The 18,684-nt window shown below is 76.3% G+C and carries 15 protein-coding genes; 7 read left to right on the top strand and 8 right to left on the bottom strand.

The genetic code is table 11. The features are described from left to right. Window positions 1-63: 63 nt before the first annotated feature. Both ACFWFZ_RS29100 and ACFWFZ_RS29095 read right to left on the bottom strand, forming a co-directional pair. The gene (locus ACFWFZ_RS29100) at window positions 64-1,689 is read right to left on the bottom strand and encodes an FAD-dependent monooxygenase (protein ID WP_387125979.1); all 1,626 of its coding nucleotides are present in this window, start codon (window positions 1,687-1,689) and stop codon (window positions 64-66) included. Window positions 1,690-1,817: 128 nt separating this feature from the next. Then, window positions 1,818-2,228: an organic hydroperoxide resistance protein gene (locus ACFWFZ_RS29095; RefSeq protein WP_030819911.1), complete on the bottom strand. Its 411-nt coding sequence runs from the start codon at window positions 2,226-2,228 to the stop codon at window positions 1,818-1,820. A 130-nt stretch (window positions 2,229-2,358) separates the two neighbouring features. On the opposite strand from ACFWFZ_RS29095, the gene ACFWFZ_RS29090 reads away from it, so the two are divergent. Next, complete coding sequence (locus ACFWFZ_RS29090; protein WP_387125977.1) at window positions 2,359-2,856, top strand: MarR family winged helix-turn-helix transcriptional regulator; 498 nt, start codon at window positions 2,359-2,361, stop codon at window positions 2,854-2,856. Window positions 2,857-2,913: 57 nt separating this feature from the next. Then, window positions 2,914-3,948, top strand: a complete 1,035-nt coding sequence (locus tag ACFWFZ_RS29085) for a PHP domain-containing protein (RefSeq protein ID WP_387125975.1) — start codon at window positions 2,914-2,916, stop codon at window positions 3,946-3,948. A gap of 114 nt (window positions 3,949-4,062) precedes the next feature. On the opposite strand, the gene ACFWFZ_RS29080 is transcribed toward ACFWFZ_RS29085, so the two are convergent. Continuing rightward, entirely contained in the window at window positions 4,063-4,941 is an 879-nt protein-coding gene (locus tag ACFWFZ_RS29080) for a UbiA family prenyltransferase (RefSeq protein ID WP_387125973.1), read from the bottom strand. Between the two features lie 76 nt (window positions 4,942-5,017). On the opposite strand from ACFWFZ_RS29080, the gene ACFWFZ_RS29075 reads away from it, so the two are divergent. From ACFWFZ_RS29075 to ACFWFZ_RS29065, 3 genes are all read left to right on the top strand, one after another. Beyond that, window positions 5,018-6,076: a type III polyketide synthase gene (locus ACFWFZ_RS29075; protein WP_387125971.1), complete on the top strand. Its 1,059-nt coding sequence runs from the start codon at window positions 5,018-5,020 to the stop codon at window positions 6,074-6,076. A 68-nt stretch (window positions 6,077-6,144) separates the two neighbouring features. Next, window positions 6,145-6,699: an isoprenylcysteine carboxyl methyltransferase family protein gene (locus ACFWFZ_RS29070; protein WP_387126030.1), complete on the top strand. Its 555-nt coding sequence runs from the start codon at window positions 6,145-6,147 to the stop codon at window positions 6,697-6,699. Further along, window positions 6,696-7,721 (top strand): NAD(P)/FAD-dependent oxidoreductase, encoded by a 1,026-nt coding sequence (locus ACFWFZ_RS29065; RefSeq protein ID WP_387125969.1) that lies wholly within the window; start codon window positions 6,696-6,698, stop codon window positions 7,719-7,721. The genes ACFWFZ_RS29070 and ACFWFZ_RS29065 overlap by 4 nt, the downstream gene beginning before the upstream one ends. A gap of 73 nt (window positions 7,722-7,794) precedes the next feature. On the opposite strand, the gene ACFWFZ_RS29060 is transcribed toward ACFWFZ_RS29065, so the two are convergent. Beyond that, window positions 7,795-8,796 carry a hypothetical protein gene (locus tag ACFWFZ_RS29060; protein WP_387125967.1) on the bottom strand — a complete coding sequence of 334 codons (1,002 nt, stop codon included), beginning with the start codon at window positions 8,794-8,796 and terminating at the stop codon, window positions 7,795-7,797. 175 nt (window positions 8,797-8,971) lie between these two features. On the opposite strand from ACFWFZ_RS29060, the gene ACFWFZ_RS29055 reads away from it, so the two are divergent. Continuing rightward, the gene (locus tag ACFWFZ_RS29055) at window positions 8,972-10,606 is read left to right on the top strand and encodes a carboxylesterase/lipase family protein (protein ID WP_387126028.1); all 1,635 of its coding nucleotides are present in this window, start codon (window positions 8,972-8,974) and stop codon (window positions 10,604-10,606) included. Here the strand turns inward: ACFWFZ_RS29055 and ACFWFZ_RS29050 are convergent. Beyond that, a complete protein-coding gene (locus ACFWFZ_RS29050) occupies window positions 10,590-10,715 on the bottom strand; it encodes a hypothetical protein (RefSeq protein ID WP_387125965.1) in 126 nt (41 codons plus the stop codon). The genes ACFWFZ_RS29055 and ACFWFZ_RS29050 overlap by 17 nt on opposite strands. 179 nt (window positions 10,716-10,894) lie before the next feature. Here ACFWFZ_RS29050 and ACFWFZ_RS29045 point away from each other — a divergent pair, with 179 nt between their 5' ends. Next, on the top strand, window positions 10,895-11,377 hold the full coding sequence (locus tag ACFWFZ_RS29045) for an HAD domain-containing protein (RefSeq protein WP_387125963.1): 483 nt from the start codon (window positions 10,895-10,897) through the stop codon (window positions 11,375-11,377). Here the strand turns inward: ACFWFZ_RS29045 and ACFWFZ_RS29040 are convergent. From ACFWFZ_RS29040 to ACFWFZ_RS29030, 3 genes are read right to left on the bottom strand one after another with little or no spacing between them, the layout of a single operon-like run. Further along, entirely contained in the window at window positions 11,343-13,262 is a 1,920-nt protein-coding gene (locus tag ACFWFZ_RS29040; RefSeq protein WP_387125961.1) for a hypothetical protein, read from the bottom strand. The two genes, ACFWFZ_RS29045 and ACFWFZ_RS29040, sit on opposite strands and share 35 nt — an antisense overlap. Next, window positions 13,259-17,488: a DUF5682 family protein gene (locus tag ACFWFZ_RS29035; RefSeq protein WP_387125959.1), complete on the bottom strand. Its 4,230-nt coding sequence runs from the start codon at window positions 17,486-17,488 to the stop codon at window positions 13,259-13,261. The genes ACFWFZ_RS29040 and ACFWFZ_RS29035 overlap by 4 nt, the downstream gene beginning before the upstream one ends. Then, window positions 17,485-18,639, bottom strand: a complete 1,155-nt coding sequence (locus tag ACFWFZ_RS29030) for an AAA family ATPase (protein ID WP_387125957.1) — start codon at window positions 18,637-18,639, stop codon at window positions 17,485-17,487. The genes ACFWFZ_RS29035 and ACFWFZ_RS29030 overlap by 4 nt, the downstream gene beginning before the upstream one ends. Window positions 18,640-18,684: the final 45 nt, after the last annotated feature.

Raw genomic sequence — 18,684 nt, 5'->3', positions numbered from 1 at the left:
GCGGGGCGCAGGCCTGACCGGGACGGGACCCGGCCGGGGCCCGAGCGGTCAGGGCCCGAGCGGTCAGGGCCGGGCGTTGGGGGCGAAGACGGTCGCGAGGTGTGCGGCCAGTCGCTGCGGGGTCGGTGGGGAGAGCCTGGCGCCGAGGTAGCCGTCCGGGCGGACGAGGAAGGCGGTCGGCTGTTCGGCCGCGTAGACACGGGCGAACTCGCCGCCGGTGTCGTGGTAGGCCGGTAGTACGGCCGGGCCCGCCGGGGAGTCGGCCGGCAGGACGACGCACGTCACGACGCGGCCGCCGGAGGATTCCCGGGCCGTGCGGGCGAGTTCGTCGAGGCCGGTCCCGTAGAGCAGCAGGACGTGTTCGCGCTCGCGCCAGAGGTCGGCGAGGCGCAGCGGGACGGCGGCGATGGGCGAGGTGAGGCCGCCGCAGTCCGGGGCCCGGTCTCCGGGGCGGGGTCCGGGTCCTTCGCCGGGCGGGTCGACGACGGGGCTTCCGCGGTAGCCGACGAGCAGTTGGGCCTCGCGCAGCATCAGGGTTTCGGAGTCCTCGGGGTCGGACTGGACGCCCTGGGCGGAGGCGTGGCGCACGGTGCGGCCGACGACCTCCTCGCCGACCGGCCGGCGTTCGGTGTCGTAGCTGGGCAGGAGGCCGGGGTGGGCGGCGCCCTCGACGGCCAGGGCGAGCTTCCATGCCAGGTTCCAGGCGTCCTGGATGCCGGTGTTCATGCCCTGGGCGCCGGTCGGCGGGTGGATGTGCGCGGCGTCTCCGGCGATGAAGACCCGGCCGTGGCCGTACCGGTCGACGATCCGGTGGCTGATGCGGAAGATCGATGACCAGCGGATGTCCGAGGCGGTGGTGGGGGTCGGCGAGAGCCGGTCCAGGACGGCCTGGATGTCGGCGAGTTGCGGGGCCCGGCCGCTCTGGAGGCCGTGGGCGACGCCGTCCGCGGCGGCCGCGGCCTGCTGGGCGGTGGACAGTTCGGGGGGCACTTTCATGGACATCCGGTAACGGCCGCGGCCCGGCAGCGGGATGCACACGAGGACGTCGTCGACGGCGCCTGCGCCGTCGAGGTGCATGGCGCGCAGGGAGTACCCGTACGGCAGGTCCCAGTCGACCGCGACGTCGGCGAGCATGTACTCCTCGGGGAAGGCGCCTCCCTCGAAGGAGAGCCCGAGTCCCTTGCGGACGATGCTGTGCGCGCCGTCGCAGCCCACGAGGTACCGGGTGCGCAGCTCCTCGGCGCCGGAGGGGGTGTCCAGCCGGCTGGTGACGCCGTCGGCGTCCTGGCGGAAGGACACCAGTTCGGTGCCGCGTTCGACGGCGGTCCCCCAGCGGCCCAGGTGTTCGCCGAGGATGCGCTCGGTCTCGTACTGCGGCAGCGCCGCGAAGCGGTAGGGCACTTCGGGCGGGAGGACGAGGTCGATCCGGGGCTGCTCGGCGCCGTTGACGTAGGTGAGCTGTCCGCGCAGGGGGACGGCCGCGTCCATGACGGCGCGGACCATCCCCATGCGGTCCCAGATCTCCAGGGTGCGCGGCTGGATGCCCACGGCCTTGGCGAACGGCAGCGGTGCGGGAAGCCGGTCGACGATCCGGCAGGAGACGCCGCGCCTGCGCAGCTCGGCGGCGGCGGTCAGCCCGATGGGGCCGGCGCCTGCGACCAGTACGTCCGTCGTGTTGCTGTGCCCCACTGGCGTCTCCCGGCGTGCGGCCCCCGTCGGAACCGGTCTGACTCCATGGTGGCCGTCCGCCGGGCGTCCGGCATCTCCGTGCGCTCTTCGTGCGCTCTTCGTGGCTTCTCGTGGATGTGCGTCCCTGGTTACTCGACGACGAGGTCGACGTCGATGTTGCCGCGGGTGGCGCGGGAGTACGGGCAGACCTCGTGGGCCTGCTTCACCAGGAGGGCGCCCGTCTCGCCGGCCAGGGAGTCCGGGAGCTCGACGCGCAGGGTGACGCCGAGGCCGAAACCGGCGCCGTCCTTGCCGATGGAGACCTCAGCCGTGACCGAGACCTCGCTGGTGTCCGCCTTGGCCTGGCGGCCGACCAGGCCGAGCGCGCTGGCGAAGCAGGCGGCGTAGCCGGCGGCGAAGAGCTGCTCGGGGTTGGTGCCCTGCCCGTTGCCGCCCAGCGCCGGGGGCATGGCCAGGGCGAGGTCGATCTGGCCGTCGGAGCTGACGGTGCGGCCCTCGCGGCCGTTGGCGGTGGCGACAGCGGTGTAGAGCGCGTCCATGAGAGTTCCTCTCGCAGAAATGAACCGTGGCGGCGGCCGGTGTTCCCGACCGCGCTCCATTAGTAGAGCACACAATTCAGTTGTGCACAATTCAATGCCTCGCACGTCCTGCCCGGGTACACTGGCCCACATGACCGAGCAGCCCACCGCGACCCACGCCGACCAGGACTTCCTGCGCCTCGACGGCCAGATCTGCTTCGCGCTGAACGCCGCGAGCCGCGCCTTCGGCGGCCTCTACCGTGTGGTCCTCAAGGACCTGGGGCTCACCTACCCGCAGTACCTGGTGATGCTGGTGCTGTGGGAGCACGGCGAGATGCCGGTCAAGGAGATCGGCCGACACCTGCGGCTGGACTCGGGCACCCTGTCGCCCCTGCTCAAGCGGCTGGAGGCGGCCGGACTGGTCCGCCGCGAGCGCAGCGCCGAGGACGAGCGCTCCGTGCGCGCCCGCCTGACCGAGGAGGGCGCGGCGCTGCGCGCCCGCGCGGTGGAGGTGCCGCGGCGGATCGCGGCGGCCACCGGTTTCGACCTGGCCGAGATCGTCGACCTCCAGGCCCGGCTGAGCCGCCTCACCGCCGCGCTGGACGCCGCGGTGCCCATGGAGGAGGCACGGGAGGCCCAGGAGGCGTAGCCGCCGTCCGCGACGGACACTGGGGCCACCCGACCCGTGTGCGGCAGGAGGTGGCCGATGGACCCGGTTGCGGCGCTGGACCGGATCGCGTTCCTGCTGGAGCGCGCACTGGCGCCGACCTACCGGGTGCGGGCCTTCCGGACTGCGTCCGCCGTCGTCGCGCGCATGGGCGAGGAGGAGGTGGCCGAGCGGGCCGCCGCCGGCTCCCTGGAAGCAGTCAAGGGCCTCGGCCCCAAGACGGCGAAGGTCGTGCAGGAGGCTCTCGCCGGCGGGGTGCCGTCCTACCTGCAGGCCCTGGAGGACGAGGCCGCAGCGCTGCCGGAGGGCCCTGCGGCCTCGCCCGCCGCCGCCGCGCTGCGGGCGGCGCTGCGCGGGGACTGCCACGTGCACTCGGACTGGTCGGACGGCGGCAGCCCGATCGATGCGATGGGCCGGGCGGCGGCCGGTCTGGGCCACGAGTGGGCGGTGCTGACCGACCACTCGCCCCGGCTGACCGTCGCGCGGGGCCTGTCCGCGGACCGGCTGCGCGAACAGCTCGACGTGGTGGCCGGGCTCAACGCCGACTGGGCGCCCTTCCGGCTGCTGACCGGGATCGAGTGCGACATCCTGGACGACGGGGCGCTCGACCAGGAGCCGGAGCTGCTGGAACAGCTCGATCTCGTCGTCGGCTCGGTCCACTCGAAGCTGCGGATGGACGCGCCCGCGATGACCCGGCGGATGGTGGCGGCCGTGCGCAATCCGCTGATGGACGTCCTGGGGCACTGCACGGGGCGGCTGGTCACCGGGCGCGGCCGCCCGGAGTCGCAGTTCGACGCGGAGGCGGTGTTCGCGGCCTGCGCGGAGGCCGGTACCGCCGTGGAGATCAACAGCCGGCCCGAACGGCTGGACCCGCCTCGGCGGCTGCTGCGGCTGGCCGTGGCCGCCGGTACCTTCTTCGCGATCGACACGGACGCGCACGCCCCGGGTCAGTTGGACTGGCAGGTCCTCGGCTGCGAACGGGCCGTGGAATGCGGTGTTCCGACGGAGCGCGTCGTCAACACCTGGCCGGTGGACGACCTCCTGGCCTGGACCCGCACGCGGCACGCGCCCTGAGGAGCGACAGGCTTCCCCCTGGTCGGCCCGCCGGCGCCCTGTCCGGTGGCGGACGAGGAACGAGGGACGCCGACGGGTGGACACCCGGGACCCACAGGTGGAAACCCGGCCGGCTCAGGGGCGGAGTTCGGCCACCAGCAGGACCACATCGGCTCCGGCCACCGCCATCACCGTGCGGAACGGGAGCTTGCCCGCGGGACTGCGGGACGCCAGGAGCAGGGCCGTGGCCGTCGCGGCCAGCAGGGCCCAGCCGTACGCCGTCACCCGCCCCGGTGGTCCCGCCACGAGGGCCGCGGCCGAGCCCAGGACGAGCAGCCCGGCCAGGGCGGCCGAGCGCCGGGCGCCGAGCCGCTGGGGCAGTCCCACCACGCCGGTGGCCAGGTCGTCGTCGATGTCGGGCAGGACGTTCGCGAAGTGGGCGCCCGCGCCGAGCAGGGCGGCGGCCGCCGTCAGCCACGGCGGCGGCCAGGGCGCACCGGGCAGCCCGAGGGTGACGAAGGCGGGCAGCAGGCCGAAGGCCAGGGCGTACGGGGCCCAGGAGACGGCCGTGCCCTTCAGCCACAGGTTGTACCCCCAGGCGGCGGCCACACCGGCCAGATGCGCGGCGCCCGCGAGGGTGCCGGCCGCCAGCGACAGCGGCACGCAGACCAGCAGCGCCACCGCCGCCGCCCAGGCCACCGCGGCGGGTGACGCCGTACCGGCGGCCAGGGGCTTGTCCCGTCGGCCCGTGGCCAGGTCGCGCCGCAGGTCGGCCCGGTCGTTGCACCAGCCCACCGACAGCTGCCCGGCGGCCACCGCCCCGGCGGCGAGGGCCACTCCCGACGGGCCGTGCCCCGCCGCGACCGCCAGGACGGCGGTGAAGAGGGTCACGGCCACGGCGGGCAGCGGGTGGCATGCCGCCGGCAGGCCCCACAGGGCCGACAGGGCAGGTCCGGGGCGGGCGACCGAGCCGCTGCCGCCGCTCCCGGTGATCTGTGTGGTTCGCACGGGCACGACGACACGCTATGCGGCGCCGCGCCCGGATCGGGTGATTCGTAACGAAGTGTCAGTTGTTTTCTATGGTGACTGAATGACACGTGTTCTGGCAGTGCGCAGCGTGTTCCCGCCCCATCGCCATCCCCAGGCCGAGATCACGGAGGCGCTCGCCCGTTTCCTGCCTCCCGGCTCCGACACCGCCCTGCTGCGCCGGGTCCACGCCTCGGTGCGCGTGGACAGCCGCCATCTCGCGCTCCCCCTGGAGCGCTACGGGCCCGCGAACGACTTCGGCACGACGAACGCCCTGTTCGTGGAGACGGCCCTCGAACTCGGGCGCCGGGTGCTCGAACTCGCCCTCTCCGACGCCGGCCTGACGGCCCCCGAGGTCGATCTCGTCATGTCGACCACCGTGACCGGGCTCGCGACACCCTCGCTGGAGGCCCGACTCGCCGCGCGAGCCGGGCTGCGTCCCGACGTACGGCGGCTGCCGCTCTTCGGTCTCGGGTGCGCCGCCGGAGCCGCCGGGGTGGGCCATCTCCACGACCTGCTCGCCGGCCGGCCCGGTCACGCGGCCGTCCTCCTCTCCACCGAACTCTGTTCGCTCACCCTTCAGTGCACCGACTCCTCGATGGCGAACCTGGTGGCGGGCGCGCTCTTCGGCGACGGTGCGGCCGCCCTGGTGGCCGTGGGCCGCGACCACCCCCTGTACGCGACGGGCACCGGCCCCGAGGTCGTCGCCACCCGCAGCCGTCTCTACCCGGGCACGGAACACCTCCTGGGCTGGGACATCGGCCACTGGGGCATGCGCATGGTGCTCGGCCGTGAACTCCCGGACCTGGCGCGGCTGCACGTGGCCGAGGAGGTGGAGAGCTTCCTGGCCGCCCACGACCTGAAACCGGCGGACGTCGACGCCTGGATCTGCCATCCCGGCGGCCCGAAAATCCTCGACGCGCTCTCGGACGCGCTGGCGCTGCCGGAGTCGGCGTTCGCGGCGAGCCGGCGCTCGCTGGCCGCCGTGGGCAACCTCTCCTCCGCCTCGGTCCTGCACATCCTCGAAGGCGTCCGCGGCGCCGGACCGCCGCCCGGGTCCGTCGGGCTGATGCTCGGCTTCGGCCCCGGCTTCGCCTCCGAACTCGTCCTCCTGCGCTGGTGACCCCGGAGAACCCGATGCACTCCTTGACCTCCCTGACCTCCCTGACCTCCTTGACCTCCTTGACCTCCTTGAGCCTGTACCTGCTGCTCATCTGCCTCGTCGCCGCCGAGCGGCTCGCCGAGCTGGTCACCGCCCGCCGCCACACCGCCTGGAGCCTGGCGCGCGGCGGCCGCGAGTACGGCCGCGGCCACTACCCGGCCATGGTCGCCCTGCACACCGCGCTGCTGGTGGGCTGCGTGGTCGAGCCGCTGGCGGCCGGCCGGCCGTTCGTCCCCCTGCTCGGCTGGCCGGCACTCGCCGTCGTCGTCGCGGCCCAGGGCCTTCGCTGGTGGTGCGTCGCCTCCCTCGGTCCGCGGTGGAACACCCGGGTGCTCGTCGTACCCGGACTGCCGCTGGTGGAGCGGGGCCCCTACCGGGTGCTGCGCCACCCCAACTACGTGGCGGTGGTCGCTGAAGGAGCCGCGCTGCCGCTGGTGCACTCCGCCTGGGCGACCGCCCTCGCCTTCACCGTGCTCAATCTGGTGCTGCTGCGCGTGCGGATCGGCTGCGAGGACGCCGCCCTGACGGACGGCGGACGGCTGCGCGCCCCCGCCTCCGTCCCGTCGGCGGGCGCCCCGTCATGATCGACCTGCTGATCGCGGGCGGCGGACCCGCCGGACTGGCGACCGCCATCCACGGCGCCCTCGCCGGCCTGGAGGTCGTGGTCGTGGAGCCGCGGCCCACCCCCATCGACAAGGCCTGCGGGGAGGGCCTGATGCCCGGAGCGGTACGTCGCTTTGAGGCATTGGGCGTGTCTGTGGCCGGGCAGCCGTTCCGCGGCATCCGCTACGTCGACGACGCGAGCGGCCTGCAGGCGGAGGGGCTCTTCCGGTCCGGGCCGGGCCTCGGCACCCGCCGCACGGACCTCCAGGCCGCCCTCGCCGAACGGGCCGCGCGGCTCGGCGTACGGGTCCTGCCGCAACGCGTCGACCAGGTGCGCCAGGGCGTCAACCACGTCACCGCGGCCGGGCTCACCGCCCGCTACCTCGTCGCGGCGGACGGCCTGCACTCCCCCGTCCGGCGCGGACTCGGCCTGTCGGCGCCCGCCACTCCCCGCCGGCCGGCCCGCTACGGGCTGCGCCGCCACTACGCCGTCGAGCCGTGGAGCGACCTCGTCGAAGTGCACTGGTCGGCTCGGTGCGAGGCCTACGTCACCCCCCTGGCGCCCGACCGGATCGGCGTGGCGGTCCTCACCACCGACCAGGCGCCCTTCGACGAACAGCTCGCCCACTTCCCGCGATTGGCGGCCCGGCTCGCCGGTTTCGCCGACACACCCGTGCGCGGCGCCGGGCCCCTGCGCCAGGGCGCGCGCGTACGCGTCTCGGGGCGGGTGCTGTTCGTCGGGGACGCCGCGGGATACGTCGACGCCCTGACCGGCGAGGGGCTCGCCCTGGCCGTGACGGCCGCGGGTGAACTGGTGCGCTGCGTACGGGCGGGCCGGCCTCAGGCCTACGAACAGGCCTGGCGGGACCTGTCGCGCAGCTACCGCGCGCTCACCGAGTCGCTGCTCTGGGCCCGCCGGCGGCCGCGCCTCGCGCCCCGGATCGTCCCGCTGGCCGCCCGGCTGCCCCGCGTGTTCACGGGGGCGGTCAACCTGCTCGCCTGAGGCGGAGGATCGAACGCGGCGGCACCCCGCGCACGGTGGCGCGGGGTGCCGCTGCGGCGGTTGCGGCCGCCCGTCAGGCGGAGTTCTCCTGGCGGTTCCTCAGGGCCAGGCCCGCGAGGACCGCGCCGGCCGCCGCGCTCAGCATGACGGCGGCTCCGGCCCAGGCCTGGGAGCCGCCCACGGTGCCGGCCAGCGGGTCGAAGGCGAGGGAGCCGCCGATCACGTGCAGGGCGACAACGCCCAGGGCCGTGGCCGCGCCCGCCCGCCACACGGCCGTGGTGTCGCGCAGCGCCACCAGCGCACCGACGCCGAGGCACACCACCGTGACCAGGAGGGGCAGGAGGCCGGGCGGGCTCGCGGGCGGCAGGGCTATCAGCTCCTGCGGCAGGTGGAGGGCGCCGCTGACCAGCAGGGCGATCACCACCGGCCAGCGCAGCACGTGCCGCAGCGCCGGGGTGCGGGCCGCCTGACCGGCCGGGGCCGGAGCGGGCCGCCGGGACCGCACCTGGTGGGGCGCCTCGTACAGGGCCGGGTACGGGACTCCGTACGGCTCCTCGCTCCGCCCAGGGGACGGCTCTGCGTCCCGGGCGGTCGGCCCGCCCGCCCGGGTGGCGTCGGCGGGCCCGGGGCGGGGCTGCCGCTCCGGCTCGCCGGGGGCGTCCTTGCCGAGGATGTTCACCAACAGGGCGACGTCCTCGATGGACCGTCCGACGGCGGCGGCGCGCAGCGTGATGTCCGCTTCGCCCACCTCGTGCGGGGCCTCGCCCAGCAGGGTGACCATCCGTTGCACGTCCTGCACCGGCCGGGTCACGGCGGCCGCACGCAGCGCGTCGTGTCCGGCGTCGGGCAGGGGGCCGTCCTCCTTGAGGAGGCTCACCAGCGCGGTGACCTCCTCCACCGGACGGCAGGTGGCCGCCGTTTCCAGGAGGGTCCGCATGCGCTGGGTGGTCTGCGCGTCGGAGTCGTCCGGCGTGTCCCGCGTGTCCGGGGCGTCGGGGGTGGCCGGGGCGGTGGTGTCGGGGGTCCCGCGGCTGCCTTCGTGTGGTGTCGCCGCGAGAGTGATGGGGTCATTCATGGAAAGCTCCGTTCGCCGACGCGCGGGTCTACGCAATCGCGCGCCGGTCATCGTGCGTCATGAGAAGCGCACGCTTTGTTACATTGAGTGCCACTTCCGCCCACTGCGCCATTCGGGGCGGGCAAACGGGGGTCCCCCGCCGGGCTCCGAGGGAAGGGCGAGGGCCGTGCCCGACATGCGAGGGGTCCGGCGCCGGTGCGCGCTCCTGCTGCCCGTCGTCCTTCTGCTGGTGGGCGCCGCGGCCGGTCCGGAGGGGCCGGTCGTGGACACCGACCGCGGTCCGGTGCGCGGCCGGACGCACGGGGCGTACAGCACGTTCGAGGGCGTCCCCTTCGCGGCTCCCCCGACGGGTCCGCGGCGCTGGCGGCTGCCGGAGCCGGCGCGCCGGTGGGCGGGCGTACGGGACGCCGGGGCGCCCGGCTCGCGCTGTGTGCAGCTGCCCGCGCTCGGGGGCGGCGGGCCGCTGGGCTCGGAGGACTGCCTGTACCTCAACGTGACCGTCCCCACGGGTGCGGCGGCGCCGGCGGCCGGTGTGCGGCCACGGCCTCATCCTCGTCCTCGTCCTCGACCGGTCCTGGTCTGGTTCCACGGCGGCGGCTTCTTCAGCGGCTCCGGCGACGTCTACCGGCCGGACCGACTGACGGTCCGGGGTGATGCGGTGGTCGTGACGGCCAACTACCGGCTGGGCGTCTTCGGCCTGTTCGGCCATCCGGCGCTCGGCGGGGCCCCCGGTTTCGCCCTGGCGGACCAGCGGGCGGCGTTGCGCTGGGTGCGGACGAACGCGGAGCGGTTCGGCGGGGACCCTGGCAACGTCACCGTCTTCGGCGAGTCGGCGGGGGCCCTGAGCGTCTGCGCGCACCTCACCTCGCCCGCTTCCGCCGGGCTGTTCCACAGGGCGATCGTGCAGAGCGGATCGTGCTCGACCACGACGCCGCCGTCGGCGCTGCTGCCGGGCCTCGGCACGTACGAGCCCTTCGTGCCCGCGCGGCGCACGGCGCAGGAGGGCGCCCTCGCGGCGGCCCGGCTCGGCTGCGGCCGGCCCTCCGGCGCGCTGGACTGCCTGCGCGCGCTGGACGCCCGTACTCTCGCGACCGCCGACCTGATGCAGCGGTTCTCCCAGGTGTCCTACGGGGACAGCAGCCTGCCGACGGAGCCGCGGAGGGCGTTGGAGGCCGGACGGTTCCACCGGGTGCCGGTGATGCAGGGAACCACCCGGGACGAGATCCGCCTCTTCCTGTCCCAGACACTGGCGGCGTACCCGATCGGCGACGAGACCGCCTACCGGGCCCGGACGGAGCGGTCGTTCGGCGTGGAGACGGCCCGTGCGGTGCAGGCCGCCTATCCGGTGTCGGCGTACCCGACCCCGGCGGTCGCCTGGGCGACACTGCTGACCGACGCGTCGTTCATCTGCCCGACGCTGCGGGACGGGGCGGCGTTGCGGCGGCACGTGCCGACGTACGGCTACCGGTTCAGTGACCGTGACGCGCCGAACTTCACGGGGCTGGCACCGGTGCCGGGGCTGCCGTTCGGCGCGGCCCACGGCTTCGAACTGCCCTACCTGTTCACGATCACCCCGCTGAGCGCGGCGCAGCAGGGGCTCGCGGACCGGATGACCGGCTATTGGGCCGGGTTCGCGCGGACCGGTGTTCCTGCCGCGCCCGGTGCCCCGCAGTGGCCGCGGCTGGGCGCGTCGGCGCGGGTGCTGTCGCTGGCTCCTGGCGCCGACGGGATCCGTGCGGTGGACGGGCGGGCCGAACACCACTGCGCACTCTGGGACGAGCGGTGGCCCGGGATCACCACGGCTGGGTGATGACCTCGTCGTGGGCCGTGCGGAGGGTCAGGGTGCCGTGCTTGCGGACGCTGGTCTGCGTGACCGACACCGTGTCGTCCTGGCCGGTGCGGTGCGGTGCGGTGCGCAAGGTGGTACGCCCTGAAGTCGCGGGTCATGCCGACCCGTCGGCCGGGCCTCAGGGCCCGCCGCCGCCGGTCGGGTCGCCGCCGGTCGGCGGACCGGCGTGGCCGTAGCCTGCCGGGTCCTCGTCCGCCGTCAGGTCCGCACCGCGGTCGAGAGCTTGACGAGAGGGCCTAGCGTGGAGTCATGACCGGCTCAACGGCCCTTCCCCTCCTCTACCTCGATGTCGACGGTCCGCTGATCCCCTTCGGGGCGGGCTCGTACCCACCCGGGGACGGCGGCCCCCATCCCCTGCTCGCCCGCATCGACGCGGCGCTCGGGCCTCTGTTGGCGGGGCTGCCGTGCGAGCTGTGGTGGGCGACGACCTGGATGGCGGAGGCCAACGAGTGCGTCGCACCGCGGCTCGGACTGCCGGAGCTGCCCGTGGTGGCCTGGCCGGAGCCCTCCGACGAGGACGGGCACGGTGGCGTCCACTGGAAGACCCCAGCCCTCCTCGACCACGCGGCCGGGCGGCCGTTCGTGTGGATCGACGACGAGATCACCGGCGCCGACCGGGCCTGGGTGGCCGGTCACCACCCGGGCCCTGCCCTGTTACACCGCGTCGATCCGGGCGTCGGCCTGACCGCCGGGGACTTCACGGCGCTGCGGGCGTGGCTCCGTTCGGTGTAGCCGTCCACGACGCGGCGACCAGGGAGCGCTCCGCAGCCGCCAGGTGGGTGGCCGCGGCCAGCCAGGCCCAGGCGTAGCCGTCGGGCGAGGGGTCGGCGAGCCGGCCGAAGGCGTCGCGCGGGCGCCGGTCGGCCTCGGCCGCGAGGGCGGTGGCCAGGTCCGCCGCGGCGGTGAGCCCGGCCCGGCGCAGCGGACCGTACGCGGCCAGGGGCGCCGTACCCCGGGCCGCCTCGGCGACGGCGCGGCGGCCGCCGGCGACACCGGTCTCGAGGAGGCGCCGCACCCGCCACAGCGGCGATGTGGCCAGCGGGTCCGGGGCGTCGGCCGCCGGTACGGCGCCGGCCTCGCCGGACGCCGCGACGGCGTCCGGCGGCGGGAAGTGCTCGCCCTGGAGGCGGTCGTAGCCGAGATCGGCCCGGCCCAGCCATTCCTCGGGCAGCCGCAGCGTGCACGGTGCGCCGGGCACCGGCCCGACGGCCACCGGGCGCAGGGTGGCGGCGCGGTCGAGGTCGGGACGGCCCAGGACCCGCAGCCGCAGTCCGGGGTGGGAGGCGATGCGCCGCAGGTTCTCGGTGTGCGGCAGCTCCGGGTGCGGGTGCGCGGGCAGCAGCCTCAGCAGGGGTGCGTGGGGCCCTGCCTCGCGGACGAGGAGGTGGTCGCCGGCCGCCCCGACGACCGTGACATCGCAGCCGATCAGGGCGGTTTCGGCATCGGCCGCCTCGGCCGGGGCCGCCAGCAGCGCGGCGACGGCCTCGGCCGCGGGGCGGGCGAACAGCGGGGCCGCGGGCCCGTCGGTCCACGCGGCGCCGGGCAGCGGGGTCGCCTTGACCCCGCGTCCGGCGCCGAGCCGGCCCTCCGGGGAGACCGTCGCGCCGACGATGCGCAGGCCTCCCCGGGCGAGGCCGGCGTGGTCGAGGGTGGCGCCGCCGAGGGCGACGGAGGCCCGCCCGGCCCCGCGGGCGCGGGCCAGGCCTCCCGGGCGGACGTCCGAGACGGAGTAGCGGGAGCCGTCCGGGGCCAACAGGTGGGTGACGACCCCGCCGTAGCCGGTGGCCGAGAGCACCGGTTCCCGGCACAGGCCCTGCACCTGGAGGCTGCCGCCCTGCGTGTAGGCGCGCCGGGAGGTGCCGGTCAGTGCCGGACCGGCCGTACCGCAGGCCAGCACCCCGGCGGTGTGCAGGAGTTCGCGGAAGGATCCGGTGAGGTCGCCCAGGCGGTGCGCGGTGCGGCGTTCGCGGGCCGCGCGCAGGCCCCGTACGACCCGCAGGGCGGCCGCTTCCGCGCGGGGCAGGCCGGCCAGGCGGGCGGTGTGTGCGGCGCGCAGCAGCTCGGCCTGGACGACGGCTCCTCCGGCGGTCACGCCCGCCGCCAGGGCTTCGGCGGCGGCGTGCCAGAGCGCGGCCGCGGCGCCGAGCTGGGCCGCGGTGAGGGCCGGGACGGGTTCGGCGGACCCAGGGGACTCGCCGGACGCTGACGCGGCTCGGGTTCCGGCTTCCGTCTCGGCTTCGGCTCCGGCTCCGGCTGATGCGGCCGCCGGTGCCTGGTTTGATCCTGCGGCGACGGCCTCGGCCGGCTCCGGCTCCGGCGGCGCCGCGTCGGCGAGCGGCGCGGCGCCCAGGGCGGCGGCCCGGTGCAGGCACCGGGGCGCCAACAGGCAGGTGCAGGTGGCCTGTCCGGCCTCGGTGACGGTCCCGGCCGGACCGGGCCGCAGGGTCACCAGGGCGTCCTCGCCGAAACGGAAGGTGACGCTTCCGTCGGCCTCGCGGGTGGCGGAGTCCGCGCAGTCTGCGGTGGCGTCGTCCAGCTTCTTTCGCAGCCGTGCGGTGAGGCTTTCGACCGCTTCGGCGAGCACCTCGGGTGCGACGGGCGGCAGTTCGGTGCTCAACGGGACTCTCCACGGAGGCGGTCGCCGACCCAGCGGGCGAGGGCGAGAGGACTGAGGGCGGCCACGGGCATGCCGGCCGCGACGAGTTGCCGGGCTACCGGCACCGAGTACCGGGGCGTGCCCGTGTCGTCGAGCGCGGCGCAGCCCATCAGGTGGGCGCCGGAGGCGGCCAGTGCGCGGACCTCCCCGAGCAGTCCGCCGATCGGGCCGCCTTCCTCGAAGTCGCTGACCACGACGACGAGGGTGCGGCTCGGGACGGTGATCAGGGAGCGTGCGTGGGCGAGGCCGGCGGCGATGTGCGTGCCGCCGCCGACGCGCACCTCCAGCAGCAGTGAGAGCGGGTCCTCGACCCGGTCGGTGAGGTCCACGACCTGGGTGGAGAAGGCGAGGAAGTGGGTGGAGAGGGTGGGCACGCCGCCCAGTACGGCCGCGGTCAGGGCCGACCAGATGACGGAGGCTTCCATGGAGCCGGACACGTCGACGACCAGGACGAGCCGCCAGTCGGCCTCGCGGCTCGCCCGGGTGCTGAATACGGGCCGTTCCGGTACGACGACCACCGAGCCGTCGGGCCGGCGGCGGGCGTGCGCGAGGTTGGCGCGCAGGGTGCGGGCCAGGTCGAGCGCACCGCCCGGGCGGCGGGTGGGGCGCGGTGTGGTGAGGCCCGACAGGGCAGGGCGCATCCGGGTGGCGAGCTCCTTGGACAGTTCGTCGACGAGTCGCTTCACCAGGGGACGCAGCCGGGCGAGTTGGGCCTCCGGCAGTCCTCCAGCGAGGGAGAGTACGGAGCTCAGCAGTTCCACGGAGGGCCGCACGGCCGCCGGGTCGAGCTGGGCGAGCACGTCGGTGCGGCCGGCTTCGGCTGCACCGGCCAGCACCTCCTCCCGTACGTCGGCGCCGAACAGCGCTTCGAGCTCCTGCGACCATTCCCGGGCGGTGGGGAAGGAGGCCTCCTGGCCTCCGCCGCGGCCCGGTCCCTGGCCGGTGCCGAGGTCGCCGGCCCCTTCGCCGTGTCCGGAGCCGTACAGCTCGTCCAGTGCGTGGGCGTAGCGGCGGGCGCCGGCGGGGAGCCGGTCGCGTTCGCGGCCGAGCAGCAGCCGCCAGCGGTCGGCGGGGGCCAGCCGGTGCGCCTCCGGCCGGGCGGTGGGGGCAAACGCCGCGTCGGGGACGTCCGTAGCCTGGGCCGGTACGGGAGAGTCCGGGTCCGGGTCGGGGTCGGGGTCCGGGTCCGGTTCCTGCGGCTGTGGCAGCGGGAGGGCTTTGAGTGCGGCAAGACCGGCGGCGTCGGCGGCGGCCCAGAGGGCGAGCAGCGCGGGCGGGGCGTCGAGGGCGAGGTCGATGCGGTCGCCGAGTCGCTCGGCGACCGTGTCCAGCAGCCGGTCGCGGGCGGCCGGCGCGAGGGCGTCGAAGCCGCCGCGCAGGGCGGGGAGACGGTCGAGGAAGTCCTGGTCGGCGAGGTGGTCGACGCGGTCGAGGAGCGGGGTGAGGGCGGCCGGGGAGGACTGCAGCAACGGGCCGGCGGCGGTGAGGAGTCCGGCGATCCGGCGGGTCAGGGCGCGCCGGCTGTCGGCGGTGCCGGCGCTGTCGATCCATCCGGCGGCGCGGTCGCCGAGCGCCTCGGCCGGGTCGAGGTCGAGGAGGACCCGTACGGCCAGGGCCGCGCCCTGCATCAGCGGGGACGCGGTGGCGGCGAGCGCGGCGAGGGCGTCGTCCGTGCGCAGGCCCAGGTGGTGGGCGGAGGCCCGGTCGGCGAGGGCCACGAGGGCGGCGGCGTCGGCCGGGTCGTCGCTGCCGGCGAGGCCGGGCAGGGAGCGTACGGCGGCTTCGAGGAGCTCGCCGGTGAGCGCGGCGCAAGCGGCACGGGAAGCGGCGGAGGTGCCGGGGAGGTGGCCGCGGTGGAGTGCCTCCAGGAGGTCGAGGGCGTCGAGGAGTTCGGGAAGGGTCGCCGTCTGCGGCAGGACGGCGGCCGCCTCGTGGAGGCGTACGTCGACCAGGTCGGGCAGGTCGCACCGCGCGGCGGCGGCCAGCCCGGCGAGGATCTGGGCCGGGGTCGGGCCGCCGTCGGCGGCGGCACGGCGGGCGGTTTCGCCGAGCGTCCCGGCGGCCGCCTGGGCGGCGGTGACGCCGCGCACGCCGGTGAGGTCGAGGCGGGCCGGGACGGAAGGCGTCCAGGACAGCCGCCACTTGGTGCCGAGGGCGGTGCCGTCGCCGGTGGCGGCGACGGTGAGGGGCTCCCCGTAGGAGGCGCCGCAGACGAGGAGGCGCTGCAGGAGGACCTCGCGGCGGCCGTCGAGGGCGGAGCGGAGCGGGTCGAGGCGGATCTCGCGGGGCGCGGGGTCCGCGGGGCACGGAAGGCGCAGCTCGGCGAGTTCGGCCTCGACGGAGGGGCCGAGTCCGGAGCGGGGGGCGTGCGGGGTGATCCGCCCGCGGGCGGTGCCGACGAGCACCGCTTCGAGGGCGTGGGCCAGCGCCCGGCCCCGGCCGAGGGGTTCGCCCTGTCCGAGGACGGTGGCGACGGCTTCCAGGAGCTCGCCGCGGCCGGGCGCGGGGAGCCCGCGCAGGACGGCGAGGTCGCAGGCCAGCCTCAGCGTCTCGGCGGCTTCGCCGGTGCCGGCGGTGTGTCCGGCCCGGCGCAGCTCCCGGCAGAGCCCGGTGACGGCGACGGACGCCGCCTCCCGGACCCGCTCGGGGTCGCCGCCGGCGTTGAGGACGGCCTGCTGCCAGAGCGGGTCGCGGATGCCGGCGGGGTATCCGGAGCGGGAGTCGAGCAGATCGAAGGAGTACGGGACGAAGGAGGTGACGGCGACGTCGGCCGGCTCCGCGGGGGCCGCCCCGGCGGTGCCGCGCCCGCCCGGGCGCCGGCCCGGCCCCGCGGCCGGCCCGGAAGCGGCGCTCCCGCCCGGGCGCGGACCCGGCACGACGGGCTGCCCCTGCCCGGTCGCGGGCTCCGCCTCGGGACCTGTGGCGCAGCCGCCGCTCGGCGCGACGCCGCCGGCGGCTTCCGCCCCCTCGCCGCTCCCCCGGCGGGAGTCCGACCCGTCCTCGCCCGCCGGGCCGGGGTCCGCCGCTGGACGCTGCTCGACGCCGGCCGCGTCGTCACCCGTGGCGCGGCTGCCGCCCGGCGACACGCCGTCCGACGGGGCTTTCGCCCCGTCGCTGCCCCACCGGGGGCTTGGTGCGTCCGCGCCCGGCACGGAACCGTCGTCCGCGTTCGCCCCGGGGCCGCCGGGGGCCTTGCCCGTACCGGGCTCGACGGGGTCGACGAGGGCCGGGGCGTGGAAGGAGCCGATGACGGCGGCCACCCGGTGGCCGTCGGCGGCGGCGCCGGCGATCACGGCGCGCATGTGGGACTCGCGGGCGAGGTCCCGGTCCGGGACGGGGCCGTCCTCGCGCAGCGCCCAGCCGACGCCGAGCGCGGCGCGGCGTACGGCCTCCGGGGAGCAGCCCGGTGCGAGGACCTCGACGGTGCGGTCCCACATGTCGTCGCCGTCCCGGCCCGTGCCGGCGGCGGTGAGGGCGCCGGCGAAGCCGCCTGCGCCCCGCCCGTCGGTGCCGGTGCCCGCGTCCGGGTCCGAACCGGTTGCGGCGGACGGGTCCGTGAACGCGCTCCGGGCGGCGTCCGGGCCAGAACCCGTGCCCGGCACACCGGTCGGCACCGAGGCGCTGCCCGCGTCCGAAGGCGGAACCGTGCCGGAGGCCGCACGCGCGGGCGCATCCGTGGCCACGCCGGGCACGGCGACCGCGGCCGAAGCCCCGGGCACGCCGGTGCCGTTCTCCGCGGACGCGACCGCGGTCGGGGCGGAGGCGTCGGGCAGGGCGGCCGTCGGCCTGTCCGTGGGTGGGGACGGGTGGGGGACGGCCGGGTGGGGGGCCCAGCCGGGGTCGGACAGGGGGAGGTCGCAGCACAGGACGGCCGCGCCCGATCGGCGGGCCCAGCGGATGGCCGCCAGCTCCGGGGAGAAGTCCGCGAACGGGTAGAACGCCAGGCGGCCGTCCTCGCCGGTGCCGGCCAGGGCGACCGGGGCGACGGTCTCCGGGTCGGCCAGGTGCTCCAGCCACGGCTGGAAGTCCGCCGGGAGCTCGACGCAGACGACGTCCGCGCCGGAGGCGTCCAGCAGGGCCGGCACCACCGCGGCCAGCGCGGGGCTGTGGTGCCGTATCCCGATCAGGTAGGGCTCGCGGGCCGCGGCGAGCGCGTCGACCGCGGCCCGCGGGTCGGTGTGCGTCAACGCAGGCTCCCGCGCAGGTCCCAGAGGCGGCGCCACATCGCCGAGCCGTCCTCGGCGCGGCGCCGGACCGGGCCGTCCCAGTACCCCAGCAGCCTTCCGTGGTCGGCGGGGTCGTCCTTGCGTACGACGCCCAGCAGGTGCCCCGGCAGCAGGTCCAGCACGTCCCCGTCCGGCAGGTACGCGGCGGCGACTCCCAGCGAGGCCGCCACCTGGACCGCCTCGGCGGTGGACATGACGGTACCCGGGCGTTCCACGTCCCAGCCCTCGGCGGAACGTCCCGAGCGCAGGTCGCGGAAGACGGTGACGAGCGCGTCGAGCACGGCGTCGTCCACGCCGAAGGCGGCGCCGGCCCGCTCGACGGCGGCGACGGCCTGGCGCCGGATCAGCGTGGCCTCCGCGTCCGCGTCGGCGATCGGGGCGACGGTCTCGAAGTTGAAGCGCCGCTTGAGGGCGGCGGACATCTCGGAGACGCCGCGGTCGCGGAGGTTGGCGGTGGCGATGACGGTGAAGCCGGGGGCGGCGCAGACCACCGCGTCCTCGGTGGCGGTCAGTTCGGGCACGCTGACCCGCCGGTCCGAGAGGATCGAGACGAGCGCGTCCTGCACCTCGGGCAGGCAGCGGGTGATCTCCTCCACGCGGACGACACGCCCGGTGCGCATGGCCGAGAGCACCGGGGAGTCGACCAGGGCGCCCGAACTCGGTCCCTGCGCGAGCAGCAGCGCGTAGTTCCAGCCGTAGCGGAAGGCGTCTTCCGTCGTGCCGGCGGTGCCCTGGACGGTGAGGGCGCTGGTACCGCAGACGGCGGCGGCCAGCAGCTCGGACAGCATCGACTTGGCGGTGCCCGGCTCTCCGGTGAGGAGCAGGCCGCGCTCTCCGGCGAGGGTGACGACACAGCGCTCCACCAGGGCGCGTTCGCCGACGAACTTGGGGGCGACGGCCAGCTTGGACGGGAGGCCGGCGCGGCGCTTGGGCAGGGCCAGTTCGGTGCCGTCGCTGCCGCAGACGAAGGTGACCACGGCGCGCGGGGTCAGGGCCCAGCCGGGCGGACGGGGGCCGGTGTCGTGGGCGGCGAGGAAGGCGAGCTCGGCGGCGTACCGCTCCTCGGCGGGCAGCACCTGCCGGGCGGGGGCGGATGGTTCGGTGACGGTCATCGGGTGGTTCCTCTGCGGTGTGCGCGGTGTACGAGGTGGTGGTGG

Source organism: Streptomyces sp. NPDC060232, assembly GCF_042726555.1.
Taxonomy (GTDB): Bacteria; Actinomycetota; Actinomycetes; order Streptomycetales; family Streptomycetaceae; genus Streptomyces.
This window is presented reverse-complemented; position numbering and strand designations above follow the sequence as displayed.

Coding starts and splice junctions, on each gene's coding strand:
- ACFWFZ_RS29095 (WP_030819911.1), bottom strand. CDS start 2,228: ATGGACGCGCTCTACACCGCTGTCGCCACCGCCAACGGCCGCGAGGGC.
- ACFWFZ_RS29090 (WP_387125977.1), top strand. CDS start 2,359: ATGACCGAGCAGCCCACCGCGACCCACGCCGACCAGGACTTCCTGCGC.
- ACFWFZ_RS29085 (WP_387125975.1), top strand. CDS start 2,914: ATGGACCCGGTTGCGGCGCTGGACCGGATCGCGTTCCTGCTGGAGCGC.
- ACFWFZ_RS29075 (WP_387125971.1), top strand. CDS start 5,018: ATGACACGTGTTCTGGCAGTGCGCAGCGTGTTCCCGCCCCATCGCCAT.
- ACFWFZ_RS29065 (WP_387125969.1), top strand. CDS start 6,696: ATGATCGACCTGCTGATCGCGGGCGGCGGACCCGCCGGACTGGCGACC.
- ACFWFZ_RS29060 (WP_387125967.1), bottom strand. CDS start 8,796: ATGAATGACCCCATCACTCTCGCGGCGACACCACACGAAGGCAGCCGC.
- ACFWFZ_RS29055 (WP_387126028.1), top strand. CDS start 8,972: ATGCGAGGGGTCCGGCGCCGGTGCGCGCTCCTGCTGCCCGTCGTCCTT.
- ACFWFZ_RS29045 (WP_387125963.1), top strand. CDS start 10,895: ATGACCGGCTCAACGGCCCTTCCCCTCCTCTACCTCGATGTCGACGGT.
- ACFWFZ_RS29030 (WP_387125957.1), bottom strand. CDS start 18,639: ATGACCGTCACCGAACCATCCGCCCCCGCCCGGCAGGTGCTGCCCGCC.